The sequence below is a fragment of the Streptomyces sp. NPDC001604 genome, assembly GCF_042893475.1.
In the GTDB taxonomy this organism is placed as follows: Bacteria; Actinomycetota; Actinomycetes; order Streptomycetales; family Streptomycetaceae; genus Streptomyces.
Genome location: NZ_JBIAUY010000025.1, coordinates 76,117 through 92,547, shown reverse-complemented (window position 1 = coordinate 92,547; position 16,431 = coordinate 76,117). Strand labels below are relative to the sequence as shown.

At 68.1% G+C, this 16,431-nt stretch carries 16 protein-coding genes; 13 read left to right on the top strand and 3 right to left on the bottom strand.

Annotation, left to right across the window (positions count from 1 at the left end; all coding sequences use genetic code 11):
* Positions 1–14: 14 nt before the first annotated feature.
* The gene (locus ACFY1E_RS43015; RefSeq protein ID WP_389086739.1) at positions 15–827 is read left to right on the top strand and encodes an alpha/beta hydrolase; all 813 of its coding nucleotides are present in this window, start codon (positions 15–17) and stop codon (positions 825–827) included.
* On the opposite strand, the gene ACFY1E_RS43010 is transcribed toward ACFY1E_RS43015, so the two are convergent.
* The 3 genes from ACFY1E_RS43010 to ACFY1E_RS43000 form a co-directional block, all read right to left on the bottom strand.
* Positions 817–2,274, bottom strand: coding sequence for a helix-turn-helix domain-containing protein (locus tag ACFY1E_RS43010; RefSeq protein ID WP_389086737.1), 1,458 nt, complete (start codon positions 2,272–2,274; stop codon positions 817–819). The two genes, ACFY1E_RS43015 and ACFY1E_RS43010, sit on opposite strands and share 11 nt — an antisense overlap.
* 460 nt (positions 2,275–2,734) lie before the next feature.
* Positions 2,735–3,655, bottom strand: a complete 921-nt coding sequence (locus tag ACFY1E_RS43005) for an SUMF1/EgtB/PvdO family nonheme iron enzyme (RefSeq protein ID WP_389086734.1) — start codon at positions 3,653–3,655, stop codon at positions 2,735–2,737.
* A gap of 15 nt (positions 3,656–3,670) precedes the next feature.
* Complete coding sequence (locus ACFY1E_RS43000) at positions 3,671–4,462, bottom strand: aminotransferase class IV family protein (RefSeq protein ID WP_389086732.1); 792 nt, start codon at positions 4,460–4,462, stop codon at positions 3,671–3,673.
* A gap of 218 nt (positions 4,463–4,680) precedes the next feature.
* Between ACFY1E_RS43000 and ACFY1E_RS42995 the strand changes: the two genes are divergently transcribed.
* The 12 genes from ACFY1E_RS42995 to ACFY1E_RS42940 all read left to right on the top strand — a co-directional run bounded on the left by ACFY1E_RS42995 (position 4,681) and on the right by ACFY1E_RS42940 (position 16,379).
* Positions 4,681–5,115, top strand: a complete 435-nt coding sequence (locus tag ACFY1E_RS42995) for an ATP-binding protein (RefSeq protein WP_389086729.1) — start codon at positions 4,681–4,683, stop codon at positions 5,113–5,115.
* Positions 5,116–5,669: 554 nt separating this feature from the next.
* Positions 5,670–6,359, top strand: coding sequence for a DUF6415 family natural product biosynthesis protein (locus ACFY1E_RS42990; RefSeq protein ID WP_389086727.1), 690 nt, complete (start codon positions 5,670–5,672; stop codon positions 6,357–6,359).
* Between the two features lie 312 nt (positions 6,360–6,671).
* Positions 6,672–7,163 carry a LuxR C-terminal-related transcriptional regulator gene (locus ACFY1E_RS42985; protein ID WP_389086724.1) on the top strand — a complete coding sequence of 164 codons (492 nt, stop codon included), beginning with the start codon at positions 6,672–6,674 and terminating at the stop codon, positions 7,161–7,163.
* Complete coding sequence (locus tag ACFY1E_RS42980; protein WP_389086719.1) at positions 7,160–8,329, top strand: methyltransferase; 1,170 nt, start codon at positions 7,160–7,162, stop codon at positions 8,327–8,329. Before ACFY1E_RS42985 ends, ACFY1E_RS42980 begins: the two co-directional genes overlap by 4 nt.
* Positions 8,319–9,161, top strand: coding sequence for an SAM-dependent methyltransferase (locus tag ACFY1E_RS42975; protein ID WP_389086716.1), 843 nt, complete (start codon positions 8,319–8,321; stop codon positions 9,159–9,161). The genes ACFY1E_RS42980 and ACFY1E_RS42975 overlap by 11 nt, the downstream gene beginning before the upstream one ends.
* Positions 9,162–9,536: 375 nt before the next feature.
* Positions 9,537–10,499 carry a phosphotransferase enzyme family protein gene (locus ACFY1E_RS42970; RefSeq protein ID WP_389086714.1) on the top strand — a complete coding sequence of 321 codons (963 nt, stop codon included), beginning with the start codon at positions 9,537–9,539 and terminating at the stop codon, positions 10,497–10,499.
* Positions 10,496–11,950 carry a phosphotransferase gene (locus ACFY1E_RS42965; protein WP_389086711.1) on the top strand — a complete coding sequence of 485 codons (1,455 nt, stop codon included), beginning with the start codon at positions 10,496–10,498 and terminating at the stop codon, positions 11,948–11,950. The genes ACFY1E_RS42970 and ACFY1E_RS42965 overlap by 4 nt, the downstream gene beginning before the upstream one ends.
* Positions 11,947–13,170 carry an NUDIX domain-containing protein gene (locus ACFY1E_RS42960; protein ID WP_389086709.1) on the top strand — a complete coding sequence of 408 codons (1,224 nt, stop codon included), beginning with the start codon at positions 11,947–11,949 and terminating at the stop codon, positions 13,168–13,170. The genes ACFY1E_RS42965 and ACFY1E_RS42960 overlap by 4 nt, the downstream gene beginning before the upstream one ends.
* A 25-nt stretch (positions 13,171–13,195) precedes the next feature.
* Positions 13,196–14,161 (top strand): endonuclease/exonuclease/phosphatase family protein, encoded by a 966-nt coding sequence (locus ACFY1E_RS42955; RefSeq protein ID WP_389086706.1) that lies wholly within the window; start codon positions 13,196–13,198, stop codon positions 14,159–14,161.
* Between the two features lie 8 nt (positions 14,162–14,169).
* A complete protein-coding gene (locus ACFY1E_RS42950; protein ID WP_389086704.1) occupies positions 14,170–14,826 on the top strand; it encodes a 2'-5' RNA ligase family protein in 657 nt (218 codons plus the stop codon).
* A 102-nt stretch (positions 14,827–14,928) separates the two neighbouring features.
* Positions 14,929–16,170 (top strand): methyltransferase, FxLD system, encoded by a 1,242-nt coding sequence (gene fxlM, locus ACFY1E_RS42945; protein ID WP_389086701.1) that lies wholly within the window; start codon positions 14,929–14,931, stop codon positions 16,168–16,170.
* A gap of 38 nt (positions 16,171–16,208) precedes the next feature.
* The gene (locus ACFY1E_RS42940) at positions 16,209–16,379 is read left to right on the top strand and encodes an FxLD family lanthipeptide (protein ID WP_389086699.1); all 171 of its coding nucleotides are present in this window, start codon (positions 16,209–16,211) and stop codon (positions 16,377–16,379) included.
* Positions 16,380–16,431 lie beyond the last annotated feature (52 nt).

Genomic DNA, 16,431 nt, shown 5'->3' with positions numbered 1-16,431 from the left:
CTAAGATTGCTCTCATGGCGACTGACATCGTGAGTGTTCGCACCCTTGACGGCCTGCGCCTGACGGGCACCCTCGTAAGTCCCCAGGAAGCGGCGACGGGGGCCGTGGTGCTCGTGCACGGTGGAGGTGTCACCCGTGAAGAAGGCGGCTTCTTCACGCGCCTCGCAGGCGGCTTTGCTAACGCCGGTATCGCCTCGCTCCGGTTTGACCTACGTGGCCATGGCGAGAGTGAAGGACGACAGGAAGAGCTAACGCTCTCTACAATCCTCAACGACATTCGCGTTATGCTTGCGCACGTCCAAGAAGCGACACAGGCCGAAAGATTTACGTTGCTAGGCGCGAGTTTCGGCGGTGGCATCTGCGCCTACTACGCCGCAAAATCACCGAGCGAAGTGACGCGACTCGTGCTCTTCAACCCGCAACTCGACTACAAACGGCGGACTATCGACAGTCGGCCATACTGGACAGATGACGTCATCAGCGAGGAAGCAGCTCAGGAACTCAACGAGCGCGGCGCACTCCAGTTCACACCAACGCTCCGCCACGGGCGACCCATTCTCAACGAGGTGTTTTGGCTTAAGCCCCATGAAGTTCTCGGAGAGGTTAAGGCACCAACGCTCATCGTGCACGGCACGGCTGACACGCTCGTGCCGTACGAGTCCTCTCGCGTAGCCATCAAACATTTCACGGCACCGGTTGAGCTCGTGCCCGTCGAGGGCTCGCAACACGGTTTTGCTGTCCACGATGACCCGCAGTACTTGAACCCCAAAAGCCAAGAATATCAAGCCTTCGTCATTCGCACCGTGGTCGAGTGGCTTAGGCGATAAGCGACTCACGGAACTCACGAACCGCAGGCCGGCCGCGCCACCTATCAAGGGTCAGAAGTACCTCACCGAGGACCCGCACTGTACGCTCTGACTTCACCTCGCGCGCCACTTGGGCCGATGCCTTGCCAACGTTCGCAGCTTCGTCAGGCTCACCGCTGAGGGCAAGTGCTGCCGCCCGTCGCGCATTAAAAAAGCCCGTGTCGCGGTGAGAGAGGCGACCTGTACTCAGTACATCGCTAAACAGATCGACGGCGAGGCTCGGCTTACCAGCCTCGGTGTAGGTAATTGCATCGCGCAGGAGGCGCGTGTACCCGGTGAAGTAGGCCCCGAGGTTATTTGGATCATCCTCGGGAACGCTGTCCAAGAGGTCTTGTGCCGTGTCCAACTTGCCGCGTACCACGTCGAGTGGGTCCCCCAGCATGGCGCGGCCCAACGCCTCCTGCTGCGTAACTTCGGCCCGCACACGGGCGGGCAGCTGCCAGCGGGCATTGCCGGCAGCTTGGGCAAGCGTCAGCATGCGGAGGGCATCACGCTCGTCATACGCCATCTGTGACTTTTTGAGAAGCACATAGCCTTGCATGGCTGCGTCGTTCGCTTCCTGTGCCCACTCCATCGCGCGGTCATACCAGAAGACGGCCGCCTGGGGCTGTTGAATATCTCGGTACAGCCATCCGGCGAACTCTGCACCTTCCGCACCGACGGCAAGGAGTTCACGGCGCACACGCGGTGCTACGTCCCGAGCACGGCCCTCAATCGCGCCCATTAGGCCGAGCATAACCGGCAGCGTCTTTCTGGGGCCGAGCGCCCCATCGTCACGCTTCGCTCTTTCGAGTTGACGACGGAAGTAGCTAACGACCGGCCCGTCGAAGTAGCGGGCATCGTCTAACGCGGCAGCGACGGGCTCTAGCTCGTCCAGTCCAAGGCCAGGCAGCGCGGCAGCTGCAACGCCAGTCCTGAGAAAATCTCGGCGGTTGATGGGACTCATTGGGTCTCGCTCGCGTGCGTCCGTGGCGGTGCTGTCCGCCGAGTGACCAAGTAGCGTGCCCAAACCGCTCGCTGCAAGTGTTTCAGCGTTTACCGGCACCAGCACTGTCCGGCCGTGGATAACGACCGGCAGCAGCACGCCGACCCGCGGAGCCTCTTTACGAGCGGACGGCGTTTCTTCCGGTGGTGCGACTACAGGAACAGTCTCGGTAGAGACTTCCTGTGTTGGTCTGGGCAACTTGAACCACAGTAGGTCTGCCGGGATCCGCAGGCTATGCGCCCACCTCATAAGTTTGCTGAGGTCTTGCGGAGGTTTGCCACCCTCAATACGGCTGAGTTGCGCCTGATTGAGTCCTAGCCATACCGCCATGGCTTCTTGGGAGAGCACACGGCCATGCCACGGATGCGTGCGGTAGGCGTAGAACACCTGACCCATGTGCCAACTACTCAGCGCTTCCCTCATGGTGGGCTGCTGCCAGAACTGCGGGGGCACAACAGGCGGGGATGCGACAACACGAAGTCGGTCCTTACGGAGGCATGCGGCGCACCGAGTCGCGTGATTATCACGCGCCAACCGCGTGCCACAGGCGCAGTACCGAACCCGCCCAGGTGCCATGTGCCGTACCCCGCTCGTCTGGCGCTCCGCTCTGAGAGCCCAAGCCTAAAGACGCTAGGCGTCCGCTGTCCGGCTGTCCATGCGCCTCATGCATACCCGCTCATTCAACGACGCAATGACGCAAGAGGCTTCGCTGGCCTCATGCTGCTAGCCGCGCTTCGCCCAGCAAGAGCCACAGCAGGGGAGCACCACCATGAACCCGAACCTCTTCGTCAGCCGACGGGAGTTGACCGCACAGACAGATGCTGTGCACGGGGAACAAGCCGTGGGGAGAGGAGGGACAGCCGGGTGGTGCACTGGCATCGGACTACGCCGCCGTGATGCAGCGGAACCCGGTGTCATTATCGTTCATCGTGGAGTTGGCTGCGTTCTCAAGCGCCGGCGCGGCACGCTCGAACGGGCTGCTGAACGCGGACCCCTTCAACTGGTACCGGTCCGGCCCGTCAGTTCCCGGCGTGGAGCACCACTCCCACACGTTTCCGCACAGGTCGAAAACCCCGTAAGGGCTTACTCCGGACTGGTAGCGGATGACGGGTGTCGTGCCGCCGATGCCCGATTCTGCGGTATTGCACTTCGCGGCGGTGGGATCGCTGCCCCAAGGGTAAGCGCGTCCCTTCGGGCCGCGGGCCGCCTTCTCCCACTGGCTGACGGTGGGCAGCGCCTTGCCCGCCCAGCGAGCGTACGCATCAGCGTCGTGCCACGTCACCCAGACCACGGGATGATCGTGCAGGCCGCTGGGGCAGCGCTGGCCGGGCCAGTGCTGTGGCGGCCGGTGCCCTGTGGCGCGGACGAACCGCTCGTAGTCGAGATTGGTCGTTGGGTAGACGTCGATCCGGTACGCGTCCACCCAGACCGACGTGTCCTCAGGGCCGGACAGGTAGATGCCTTCCTCGATCAGCACCATGACCTTGCCGTCGACCGGATGCCTTATGGTGCGCGGGTCGCGACGCAGCAGCTCCTCGGTTCGCTCGTGATGCCCCACCGCGGCCTGCTCGGTGAGGAGCTGAGCGAACCGCCACTGGGCGTCGGGGGACGATGTGGAGAGCAGGGTGTCCAGCGCGGCCTGGTTGTTGGGGTGGGGCTTGATCGACTCACCCCGCCCCTCCCAGTTCACGAGTTGCCTGGTGCTGATGCCGACCTTGGCGGCGAAGTCCTTGCCGTTCATGCGCAGCGCTTCGCGCAGCAGAGCTACTTCCCGGCCGGTCCACCGTGTGACCCCCGTTGTCACGCTCGCCCCCTACGGCTACAGGGCCTCGCCGGGGATGGACAGGTACGCCTCACGGAGTGCGCTGAGCACCGGGTGCTCAGTCGGCAGTTCCTTGTCGTCGATCGCCGCCAGGGCCCGAACCCCGATGCTGGTGTTCGTTGCGAAGGCCGCCGCCATGCGCTTGGCCTGGTCGAGGGTGACAGGGGCGGTGCGGTGCTCGACCCCGTGGGCGTGCTCCTGGAGGAGGGCCATCGTCACACCGGGCAGGACCGGTGCCTGCGGCCACACCACCGTCCCGTTGCCGTCAATGAAGGCGACGTTCCAGGTGCCGCCTTCGCTCACGCGACCGTCACGGCCGACGAACAGGGCGTCGCCGAATCCCGCGCGCTGCGCTGCCCCGCGGGCGTGCAGGGCGCCGAAGAGACCGACGTGCTTCACCTCGGGCAGGTCGCGCTCGTACGGCACACTCATGGCGCGCAGCGGCTCCGGGGGCAGGGCGCCTGCGCCGCGCACGGACACCATGATGTGCGGTTCGTCAGCGTTGGCCGGGTGTCCCATCTCGACCTTCGGGTCGTAGATCGTGACTCGGACGACGCACGGACGGCTCTGCCCTTCCAGGCCCCGGCGGACGTACTCGCGAACGAGCGTGGTGTCCAGGTCCGCACCCCACACGGTCTTGCAGTCGCGTACGAGCCGTTCCATGTGCAGCGTCAGGCCCCGGATGCTGCCATCGCCATCGACGCGCATGGACGTGAAGTGACCGAAGTTGGTCAGGGCCAGGGGGAGCAAGTCGTCTGCGGACACGGGGTTTCCATCAAGAGTTGCCATGCCGCCCAGCATGTCAGGACCCTCCGTTCCTCCGGCACCCCAATCGTAGTTACTGACGGGTCAACTTCACTGAAACTTCCTTCCCTCTTCGGTGTCGCACGGTGTTCGCTTGTCACTGTGCGAACACGCCTGGTGATCGACGGAACGAGGCGTGCCACGCGACGCAGTGACGCCGCATGCCGCACGCTCCCCCACACCGCCCGCACGGGAGGCCCTCGATGAGCCCCGCCCCAGCCGTCGCGCCGACTGCCCCAAAGGCGCCGCCGCAGGCGCCGCGCGCCTTCGACGTGGCCCTCACCTCTGAGGCCGCCGTTGTCGGCCAGGCACGCAGGATCACCCGCGCTTTCCTGGGCCTGTGGAAGGTGAACGGCGAACTGGCCGAGAACATCGTGCTCGCCGTCTCCGAGCTGGTCACCAACGCCGTCGAGCACGGGACCGGCGACGTGGGACTCCGGGTCCATTATCCCGCCGGCGAATTGCGGATCGAGGTCACTGACGACAACCCGACGCCTGCCGAACTGCGCTTCGCTGACGACGAGGACGTGTCGGGCCGCGGCCTGTTCCTCGTCGCCGTCCTCGCGCGGAAGTGGGGCGTCAGCAACGAGGGCAAGACGACGTGGTGCGTCTTTCGCGTCCCTGCGAGGAGGCCATGATGGCCCCAGTCACGCCTGAAGCGGCAGCTGGACTGGGCCAGCGACGCTCCGCGGGCGATATGAATCCCTTACTTGCATCTTCATCCCCTTCAACGTCCTCAGCATCGCCATCTGAGGGCCGCATCGGAACGCCTTTGCCTCAACGGCGTGCCCCTGTTGGGTTGCTTGACCCCGAAATTGATCCGGACAGCGGGACGTCCCGGGACGTCCCGACCGAGTCCTGTGCGGCGGTACCGGCGTCTCCGAACTCCCTGAACGATGCCGGTGTAGCTCGCCGCGCTGTGTCCCTCCTGAACGAACTGCCCTTGTCGGTGAGTGGCGGCTCGAAATGCCTCGGCGGCTCCCCCTTGGGGGCCGCGGAGGTGACACCCCGATCGTCAACTTCGCATCTCACTATTGGAGTTGCTCTTATGCCTCGTACCACGACCTCGGCCCCCGCAGTCGGGGGTGGGCAAGTGGACGGCGTGTCCTGGCCGGAGGGCTCGCTCAGAGAACTGGGCCGTAACTTGAGCACCCTTTTATCCACCCTCGCACCCGGGCCTTCGCCTCTCGCGGTGCAGGAGATCCTTCATCGCGAAGTGACCCGATTGGCCTTCGCAGATATTGCCTCCCTCAGCGAAGACGCGGACGAGCGACACGCGCAACTGCGGTTCTTGCGCGGCCTTTTAATGCGGTTGCTCGGCGCAGTCGTTCCGGTCGATGCCAACGAGTCTCCTCTGGAAGACGATCGGCTGGTGGGACGCGTGCGTGCCCTACTCGCCGAAGAGATTCCCGGCGACGCCGTGCGTGCGGCGTTCCTGCATCGGCGGATGTCCGAGGTCGGGCGGGAGACGCTCTCCGTCCCTCCTGCTGTCGGCGCCTCTGACGACGTGGTCGACGGCTGGGGCAGGACTGTGTGCGCCGGGTTCGATTCAACGCGTATCCGCGAGGCCATTCGTGCGGCGAAGTCCTGGGAGCAGGCGGAGGTGTACCCGCACCCGCACACCCTTGCGGCGGTCACGCGGGCGCTCAGCGGCTACGTCACGACGCTCATCCCCTATGTCTCGTTCCACTTGGAATCGCTCGCAGCCGGAAGCCGGGGCTGGTCAGCTTGCCGGGAGGCGATCGAGCGCTCGAAGGAGGCCCGCGACGCCGCTCCGGGAGAGGGGCTCAAGGCGGCAAGGGAGCACGCCTTCCGTCTCGCGGTCCACACCGAGGTCCTGCTGCGCTACGCCGAACAGGACTGCGAGCGGGACGGTGAGTGACGTGACCATGTTCTATCGTGCGGCGCACCCTGAGCAGCGTCACCGTGCTCCGGTCTCTCCACCGAATTCGGGCCTATCCCAAAGAGACGAGCCGGCCCCAGGGCGTGTTCGACGTGGCTGGCGGCAGGCTCGCGCGCACCGGAGCGCTGTCCTTCTCGCTGCCGCTATCAGCCTGCCCACCGTCTGCGTCCTCGCCGAGCTCGCCCTGCAGCTCTACGGCGGGTCGTAGCTCACACCCCAATGAGCCGACCAGCGAAGTGGGCCGGCCCCGATATGACGACGACTGTGCCAGAACACCGAAGGAGTAGGACCATGCCGGCCCCGGACGAGACCATCTCGCCGCCGCTTTCCCTTCAGGAGCGGGAGGCTCTGCTGGGCATCTCCCAGGGAAAGACGACCGCAGAGACGGCCTGCGACATGGGAGTGTCCGACAGCACGGTCAAGACGTACATCCTTCGGATCTGCGGAAAGCTCGGGGCGTCGGAGCGGGCGGGCATGGTGGACCTCGCCTACCGTCACGGGCACTTGGACGTCCCCGAGCCCGTGGACCGCGTGGTCGAGCTGCCCGAGGAGCAGCGCACCGTCCTGGCAGGGCTCGCCGGCGGAAAGACCGTCCAGGAGATCGCAGCCGACGAGCAGCGTCCGCTGGACGACGTGCGCAAGGACGCTCGACGCCTGTTGCGGGCGCTGGGCGCTTCTTCGGCCGCGCACGCGGTCACGCGAGGCTGGCAGTTCCTTCTCCTGGGACCCGCGACCGGCCATGAAAGCTCCCGAGACGTCGTCGCCGTGGCTGGACAGTCATGAACGCCCGCGTCGAGGCCGGCAGCCTGCGACCGAGCAATGGCCACGTCCACGAGCACACGGGGGACGCGTTCACCTGCGATCGGCGACAGGACTTCGTGCCACACGTGATCCGTACGCACCGAGGTGGCCGCTGGCGCAGGGTGGACCGGAGCAAGAACGCCGGCGAGTGGGCGAAGTTCGTCCATCGCTCCGAGATGCTCGTGTTCGACGTCGACGACGGTGGGGAGGGCGGCCCTGGCCTCGTCACGGGCGTGATCCCGTCCAAAGAAGACATCGCGGCACGCCTCGCCGCGCTCGCCCCAGTGCCGGGGACGGCCGTTGCCGAGATCGGCGCGGACTGCGGCTGGACGGCAGCCTTGCTGGACCACCGCCTCCAGGGCGGCCATGTCGTGACGGTCGCGGACACCGAACGTCTCGCCGAGATCGCCCGCCAGCGCCTGCGCCCCTACCCGCGGGTGCGGGTAGTCAGCCGGCCGGACGCCGGGGTCTTGGGGCCGGCGGGCGCCTTCCACGGGCTCCTGTCCCATCGTGCAGTACGCCGTGTGCCGTGGGAATGGGTCACCCGGGTTCGTCCGGGTGGCCGGCTGTGCCTGCCAGTCCGTACCGCTCTGGGCGGATCCAGCACCCTGCTCGTCCTGACCGTGGCGCGCGACGGGGCGTCGGCCAGCGGGCGTTTCCACGCTGGACCAGCCCCGCAGACCGTGTGGCTGCGCGAGCACCGCCCCGGCGAGGGCACACCCGTCGAATCGCAGGGCAGCCCGAGGGCGTCGGAAGTCCTGGACACGAGGGAGGCGCACGTACGGCCGGCGGCCCGGTTGTTCGCCGGGCTACTTCGCCCCGACCTTCGGATGCAGGTCGTGCGCGGCGTTGCGCAGCTCGAAGGCGACGTTGCCGACCGCCTGCGTATCCATGACCACCAGGCGTCTCGGGCCGTGGTCTTCCTCCGCTCCCCCCGTATCTACGAGTGGGGCCCGCGTGATCTCGGCTCCGATCTGTTCGACGCGCTCGGTCAGTGGCATGCGGCCGGAGAACCAGAGGTTGAGCAGCTGGGCGTGACGATCACGGAGACGGAACACACGCTGTGGCTCGGTGCACCGGACGGCCCGTCGTGGCGTCTGCCCGAACTCCACGCGATCACCGGCGAGGGGGAGCGAGATGCGACCTGACGATTCGATGCTCCTCCACTCCTCCGGTGCGGTCGCCGAGGTGCAGTCGCGGCCGTCGAGCGCCCGGATGCAGAACTACCTGCTCGGCGGGCGGGACCACTACATCGTCGATCGGGACAGGGCCCTTCGGGCGGTTGACCGGATGCCGTTCCTGGAGAGCGCCGTCCGCCACGAGCGCCTGTACGTGCTCCGGATGGTGCAGGCCCTGGCCGTAGCGGGCATCCGGCAGCTGGTCGACTTCGGCTGCGGCCTGCCCCATGCCCCAACGCCGGTCGATGTCCTGATCCGCATTCATCCCGACGCCCGCGCCGTGTGTATCGACAACGACGTGCTGGTGCACACCTACGCCGACGAGATGATGACGGCCAAGGCGCCCGCTGTCGTCGCGAGCTTGTGCGCCGACGTACGCCACCCCGAGTCGATCCTCGCCTCGCGAGAAATCCTGGAGACGATCAACTGGCGAGAACCGGTCATCCTTCTCCTCGGCAGCGTGCTCCACCACATCGAGGACACCGCGCCGCAGCCCCTGACCGTCCTCGTCGACCAGTACAAACACGTCGCCGCTACCGGCAGCGCTCTGGTCATCACGCACGCCACCGCCGACCTCTCGGGCAAACCCGTGCGCAGATTCGCCAAGACCATGACGGCGGCCGGCTGCCCCGTCCACTTGCGAACGAAGGAACAGATCGCCCGGCTGTTCGACGGCTGGCAACTGACCGCCCCGGGCCTGGCTGCGCCACAGACACTGGCCCTCGAATACCCGCTCCCGCAGCAGGCTGCCTCGTACGCCGGCACCGCCCGAAAGGACGCCGCGCATGGCCGGACTGTGTGATCAGCGGACCGGCGCGATCAAGCCGGTGACCAGCCAACTCCCCATTGTGTCCCGGCTAGACTCCGTGGCGTCCGGAAACGGGCACCCGGGCGTCGCGGTCACTGACGCTGGACGTCACGTCTGCACCCCGGAGATCTGCATGCCCAACCCCCGCGCCTTCCCGCGCGTTGCCGTAATCCACTTTGTGGGGCGGTTGGCTGATGCCGCGCCCTGCTGCCCGGACGCGAGTCGGCTCCGGACGCACCACCGTCGGGCGGGCCAGCGGTGAACGGGCAGCCAGCCTCGCATCCGGGCGGGGAGGACACGGCGCAGAGTGAGTTCGTACACGCCGCGCTGCTCCGCGGCTTCGGGGCGCGAGCAACCACGGTGACGCGTGTGCGAGCCGGGACGGACACCGTCAACCATCGCGCCGTACTCGACGACGAGCGGCAGGTCTTCGTCAAAACCATGCGCCTCGGCCAGGCCGAGGCCGAAGTACGGGCGGCAACGCATCTGGCCTGCTTCGCCCGCACCGGGGGCCTGCCGGTGCCGCGGTTCTGGCTCGGCCGCGACGGCATGCCCTTCGCCCGGCACGGCGGCCGTCTCGTCACGGTGCAGGACTACATCGACGGTGCCCCGGCCTCCACCCGGCCCCTGACGATCTCCCTGGCCGAGGAGATCGGGTCCGTCATCGGGCGTCTTCACCGGCAGCTGGCCGCCTACCCCGGCACCCTGCCGGTCCTGTCCGCCCGCTGGTGGACCGACGCGGGCCAACAGCGCTTCGACAACGACTACCAGCGGCTTCGCGACGTACTCACCCACCATGAGGGCGCGGCAGCCGCGACGCATGCGCAGATGCTGGAGGAACGGCGTCAGGACCTGCTCGCCCACGCCGATTCGCTACGGAAGGGCTTTCCGGCCGACCCGGTGCGGCAGCCGTTGCACGCCGATCTGACCACGCCCAACGTGCTGTTGAGCCCGGCTGGCCAGGTGGTCGCGGTCATCGATTTCTACGCGCGCACGGGACCGACGGCGTGGGAGGTGGGCCGGATCGCCCTCGACCCGCGGACCGTGGCGAGCGAGAGCGACTGGCTGCCCGTCGCCCTCGCTCTGATCACCGCTTACCGGGAGGAGAACCCATATCTGCCCGGACAGGATCTGGTCGCGTGCGCGCGCGTGGCCCTGGTCCACGCGCTGCACTCGCTGTTCGGGCTGTACGAGCACTACGTCGAGCCCGGCACCTACGACGTTGGGGACGTATTGCGCTACTGGGAGCAACGACACGTCATGACCCGCCGGGTGCTCCCCCAGCTCGACCTCCTGGAAGAAGAAATCCAAGCCGCGGCAGGTGCGCGATGAAGCCCGGCGGACACCACGCCAGCAGCGAGTCCGGCGTGCAGCAGAGCACGGGGCACGAGAACGCCCCCGCCCCCCTGAAGCTCTCGGCAAGCCCGCGCCACCGGGAACCGGTCGACGTCCATCTCATCCTGCGGCGCGGCGGCGAGGTGCTGCTGAGCCGGCGGGCGGGCGATATCTACGCCTCGGGCCTGCTGCACATGCCCTCCGGGCACCTCGACGACTTCGAGGACGTGGTCACCGGGGTGATCCGGGAAGCCGAGGAGGAACTCGGGATCCTCATCCGGGCAGAGCACGTCCGGTTCGCGTTGGTGATGCATCACCGCTCGCCCGGCGGCGAGCACCGTACCGGCTGGTTTTTCGAGGTCACCCAGTGGTTCGGGGTGCCGCGCATCGCCGAGCCGCACCGCTGTTCCGAACTCGGCTGGTTCCCGATCAACGAGCCGCCGGACGACATGGTCGCCTACTGCCGGGCCGGCCTGGAGGCATACCGCGACGGCCACACCTCCGCCCTTCACCTCCAGGAGCCGGACGACCCCGTCGCCTACGACCCGGCCGGGCCCGTCCGTCTCCGTCCGCTGCCGACCCGGTCCCCCGATGCCCGCGCCGTGCTCGGTGATCAGCTCGCCGACTTCGCCGAACAGGCCATCGGACCGCTGGCCGGCGCCAAGGACGCGTCCTGGGCGCGCGAAGGCTCCTGCGTGTGGAAGGTGACCGGCCGTGGCGGCGGCAACTGGTTCCTCAAGGTGCACCAGAACGACAGGTTCCACCAGCGCGAGGTGGGGGCCTACCGACGGTGGGTTCCGGCGCTCGGACGGGAGCACGTACCCCAGCTCGTGGCCGCCGACCCCGCCCAGCTCGCTGCCGTCGTCACCGCCCGGGCGGGCATCAATCTGCACGGCGCGGAGCTGAGCGAGCCGACCTGGCAGGCGGTCTACCGCCAGCTCGGCCAGCTGCTGCGCGTCCTGCACTCCTGCGAGCCGCCCACGATGGCGCAGGCCGTCGGCGGCCTGGCAAAGCTAGAACGCCATATGGCCGCGGCCGACGGACTCCTGGAGGACGGCGAGGAGGAACTGATCCGCCGCCTCGCCCACCACCTGACGACCCTGCCGCCCATCCCCCACGGCCCGCGCCACGGCGACCTCCAGCTGCGCAACCTGCTGCTGGACGACAACATGGTGCTGGTCCTGATCGACTGGGAACGGTCCGAAGTCGGCCCCCTCGTCAGTGACTTCATCCGGATCTCCGACACCTGGGCCAACGCCCCTGCCCGGCAAGCCGCCCTCTTCGACGGCTACCGCCGCCTTGTGTCGCCGGATGAAGCCCAGGCTCTGCAGGGCCTGTCCGCGCTCGACGCGCTCAGCGGCATCCAGTACGGCACCGCCCACGACGACCCCGAACTCGTCGAACGCGGCCACCGCACCCTGCACCGGCTCCGCAAGGAGGCAACGTGAACACATCCGATGCCACGACACCGGAAAAGGTGAATGAAGAAGCCTGGGCTGAGTACGGACGCCGACAGATCGACCGCGGCTACCAGCCTCCGGAGGTCACGGAGATCGACTGGGGCTTTTGGGGCACCGGTCCCGGCACAAGCGTCCTCGGTGACGTCGCCGGCTACCGCCTGCTGGACATCGGCTCCGGCACCGGCATCCACGCCGCGCATCTCGCCCGCGACCACGCGGCCTTCGTCGACGCCATCGACCTCTCCGCCACCCAGCAGCAGCGCGCCCAGAGCCGGTTCGCCTCCCTGCCCGGTGTGCGCTTCCTACTCGGTGACGCCGCGGCACACCTGCGCGACGCCGAACCCTACGACCTCGTCTACTCCGTGCACGGACTGTCCTACATCGACCCGTACCGGCTGCTGCCCGCACTGCGGGACCGGATCCGGCCGCACGGACGACTCGTCTTCTCCACCCTTCACACCAACCTCGACGGACTGGGCCCTTCCGACACCGTCGCCGCCCGCCACGGGGAGTTACGGCTGGCGAAAACCGCCCCGATTCCGGTGCAGGTGTGGACGCTCGCCCCCGCCGTCTGGGAGCGGCTACTGGCCGAGTACGGCTTCGCCGTGGAGTCCATCGAGCTCCTGCACGCCCCAGGTGCCGACAACCCGGTGGTCTGCCAGCTCATCCAGGCCCGCCGCCTTCCACACACCGAGGCGCCCAGGGTGGTGGCGCAGGAACGAAGCCTTCGGCCACCCCTCGCCCAGGCGGCCCTGGGCGTCGGCGTCATCGTCACCAACCCGGACGGTCAGGTGCTGATGGGGCAACACCGCCTGGGCACCTACGAGTTGCCGGGCGGCAAGGTGGATGCATGCGACGGTGATGGCGAGTCGATCGAGGCCGCCGCGATCCGTGAACTCGCCGAGGAGACCGGCCTCGTGGCACACCCCGAGGACGTCCGGGTGCTCGCCGTGCTGCTGGACGCACGGCACGACCTCAACCGCCTCACCGCCGCGGTCCTCATCCGCCGCTTCCAGGGCACGCCGACCGCCAAGGAACCGACAGTGGTCGCGCAGTGGCAGTGGCGCCGCCTGGACGATCTGCCCAGTCCGCTGTTCGTGCCCTCCGCCCAGATCCTCAACTGCTGGCGCCCTGACCTGCCCATCGACCATCCGCCCGCCCACCGCTATCCCGTGCGTTCGTCCCCGTCCGCCTCGGCCGCGCACTGACCACGACGCAAGAAGGAGTCCCGCCGTGACCCCGGCGCTGTTCCGATTCGGCACATACAACCTGTTCAACCTGCAGATACCGACCACGCCCGAGCACGAGCGCCGCTATGAGCTGATCGTCGGCATGGTCCGCGCCGGCTTCCAGAACCGCACAGGTGTCCTTGGCGTGCAGGAGCTCCTTGGCTCCACCAAGACCGAAGCGCGGCGGCTGCTGCGCAGGCTCGCCCAGGACGCCGGCATGAGGTGTGAGGCGCTCCCGGCCCGGGGCACGAAGGCGATCCCCGCTCTGGCCAGTCAGGCGCCGGGGGCCAGTGCCCACCGCTTCCATGTGGGGCTGCTGTGGACGCCGGACGTCGAACCGGTACCGGGCAGCCTGCGCGCGTACGAGGGTGGCAGCGACTTCTGGCACGGCCTGGCCATGGCCGACTTCCATGCCGGCGGGCCGGTACCCACCCGCTGGTGTTCCTACCACGCCGACCCCTTCCGCCCGGAGCGGCGGCTGCAGGAGGCCCACCGTGTGCTTTCGGTGTTCCAGGAGCCCGACGTGGCCGGCGGGGTCGCGGCTGACTGGAACTCGATCAGTGCCGACCGCCGCCCGGGCGGCTCGTACTACGACCCCGAGCCCTACCTGGAGCAGGACCACCGCAAGCTGCGCTACCAGGTCATCTTCGACCCCGACGACGCCGATGCGCCGAAGCTCGCTGACCGGCGGGCCGGGGAGTTCCTGCGCCGCGATCCCGGCGGGCTTCGGGACACCGCCGCTGTCCTGGACACGCAGTGGCAGTGGTCGTGCGGGCACTGGGTCGACACCAGTGGCCGCCCTGACGACTTCGGTCGGCGCCGCATCGACACCCTCCGTGTCACCCCGAACGTCGCCGCTACCGCTCGCGCGCACCGCACCCACTACGGTCCCGATGCCGAGGCCGCCTCGGACCACCTGCTGGTCACCGCCGACTTCGCCCTGCACGAGTTGGCGGTGAGGGCCGCATGAAGGCGTTCATGCATCCCGGACGACGGTGGCGCGCCGAGGGCGCTCCCGCTGAGGACAGCGTCCGCCCCCATGTGCTGTGGCTGCCGCCGGCCGACGTGATCGACTACTTCCGGGAGGTCCGCGAGGTCCTCGCCCCGTACGAGGACCTTGTGGCCCCGGTCGCCGACGAGGACATGCACTGGACGATCCAGGGCGCCTTTTCGCACGACTACGCCGACGAGCGCGTCGGCCCCCGCCAGCTCAAGGATGCCGCCGACTCCCTGCGCACCGAGCTGGCCGACCAGGATGCGTTCACTCTCGACATCGGCCCGGTCGCGCTCAGCCGCAGCGCGGTCCTCGCCCGCGTCTGGTCTCATGACGCCCCCTCGAACCCGCCGCTGCACCTGAATCTGCGTGCCCGGGCCGGTCTGTCCAACGCCGGCCTCGTCCTGCCCAAGGCCACCGAGGCGTACTTCCCGCACATGTCGGCCGCTTACGGCAAGGTCGACACCCACTACCTCTCTCAGATGGACCGCGCGGACTCGCTGGCCTCTGCCCTGCTTCGCCACGCCCGCCATCACGTGACCGTGCGCGTCACGTCCGTGTGGCTGGTGATGGAGACCCAGCATCCCGACCGCCACACCTACACCTTCGAACGTGTCCAGGAGCTGCCCCTGGGCTGCTGAGCAACAGCCGGTTTTGCCAGCCGGCATCCATCGCCGAACCACCATGCAGTTGGCGCCGACGCCGGAGGCGAAGGCGCCTGAGGCCCCGTAAGGAACCCCTCTATGACCGATGTGACCGCTAGCTCGCCCTCAGCAGCAGAGCTGCGAGACAAGCTCGTGAACGAGCTCGTGGCCCAGCACGTGATCCAGACGAAGGAGGTCGAAGCGGCGTTCCGAGAGGTGCCCAGGCACCTGTTCGCCCCTGAAGCTCCTCTGGAGAAGGCGTATGCCCAGGCCCCTTTGACTACGAAGCGGGATGAGCACGGCATCACCATCAGCTCGGTGTCCGCTCCGGAAATCCAGGCCACCATGCTGGAGCAGGCGGGGCTCCGGCCCGGGCAGCGTTGCCTGGAAATCGGCTCGGGCGGCTACAACGCCGCGCTGATGGCCTCACTGGTCGGCGAGAACGGTGAGGTCACCACCATCGACATCGACCCGGACGTCACGGACCGGGCCCGCGCCTGCCTGACGGAGGCGGGATACCCGCAAGTGCACGTCGTCCGCACGGATGGCGAGGACGGCTGCACCGAGCACGCCCCCTACGACCGGACGATCGTCACGGTCGGCAGCTGGGACATCCCGCCGGCCTGGGTGGACCAACTCGCCGACGGCGGAACCATCACCGTTCCGCTTCGGATGCGGGGCCTGACCCGCTCGATCACCTTCGCCCGGGAAGGAGATCACCTGGTCAGTCAGTCGGCGAAAATCTGCGGCTTCGTCACGATGCAGGGAGCCGGAGCGCATCAAGAACGACTGCTCCTCCTGCGCGGCAAGGAAATCGGTCTGCGGTTCGATGACGAGTGGCCGGCCGACCCGGACGCGCTGAACGGTGCGCTCGACACCGAGCGAGTCGACGTGTGGTCGGGGGTGGAAATCCCTCGCGGGGAACAGTTCGACATGCTCCAGATGTGGCTGGCCACCGCCCTGGATGGCTTCTGTCTCCTCGCCGTCGACCCGAAGCTGGACACGGGCCTGGTCGCCCCGCAGAACAAGATGGCCTGCCCGGCCGTGGTCGAGGGAGGCAGCTTCGCCTATCTCGCCCTGCGGAAACTGGGCGCAGAACCGGACCCGGTGTTCGAGTTCGGAGCACACGCCTTCGGGCCGGACGCCGCCGCGCTCGCCACCGCCATGGCCGAGCAGATCCGCGTCTGGAGCCGTGACCACCGCGGCGGGCGCGGCCCGAGCATCGCGGCCTACCCGGCCGATACCCCCGATGACCGGCTCCCCGAGGGGCGCGTCATCAACAAGCGGCATGTCCGCGTCCTCATCTCCTGGCCGCCGGAGGACCTGTCTCCGGCGAGCTAGGGCAACCCGCACCATCTCACTCAGAAGGAGCGAACAACATGAAGAACCTCGAAGCCGCGACCACGCAGGTCGATGTGGACTTCACGCTCGACGTCCGCGTCATCGAGGCCGGTGTGCCGGTCCGTGACCTGCTGCGCGACACCAGCGACGGGTGCGGCTCCAGCTGCTCGGGCACGGCCTGCACCTCGTTCGTGGGCGACCCGGCCTGACGCTGATCACTGCCGGTGGCGCCGGGCGGACATCCCGGCCGGCGCCACCGGC

Coding starts and splice junctions, on each gene's coding strand:
- ACFY1E_RS42950 (WP_389086704.1), top strand. CDS start 14,170: ATGCATCCCGGACGACGGTGGCGCGCCGAGGGCGCTCCCGCTGAGGAC.
- ACFY1E_RS42975 (WP_389086716.1), top strand. CDS start 8,319: ATGCGACCTGACGATTCGATGCTCCTCCACTCCTCCGGTGCGGTCGCC.
- ACFY1E_RS42965 (WP_389086711.1), top strand. CDS start 10,496: ATGAAGCCCGGCGGACACCACGCCAGCAGCGAGTCCGGCGTGCAGCAG.
- ACFY1E_RS42980 (WP_389086719.1), top strand. CDS start 7,160: ATGAACGCCCGCGTCGAGGCCGGCAGCCTGCGACCGAGCAATGGCCAC.
- ACFY1E_RS43000 (WP_389086732.1), bottom strand. CDS start 4,462: ATGGCAACTCTTGATGGAAACCCCGTGTCCGCAGACGACTTGCTCCCC.
- ACFY1E_RS42995 (WP_389086729.1), top strand. CDS start 4,681: ATGAGCCCCGCCCCAGCCGTCGCGCCGACTGCCCCAAAGGCGCCGCCG.
- ACFY1E_RS43010 (WP_389086737.1), bottom strand. CDS start 2,274: ATGAGGGAAGCGCTGAGTAGTTGGCACATGGGTCAGGTGTTCTACGCC.
- ACFY1E_RS43015 (WP_389086739.1), top strand. CDS start 15: ATGGCGACTGACATCGTGAGTGTTCGCACCCTTGACGGCCTGCGCCTG.
- fxlM (WP_389086701.1), top strand. CDS start 14,929: ATGACCGATGTGACCGCTAGCTCGCCCTCAGCAGCAGAGCTGCGAGAC.
- ACFY1E_RS42985 (WP_389086724.1), top strand. CDS start 6,672: ATGCCGGCCCCGGACGAGACCATCTCGCCGCCGCTTTCCCTTCAGGAG.
- ACFY1E_RS42940 (WP_389086699.1), top strand. CDS start 16,209: ATGAAGAACCTCGAAGCCGCGACCACGCAGGTCGATGTGGACTTCACG.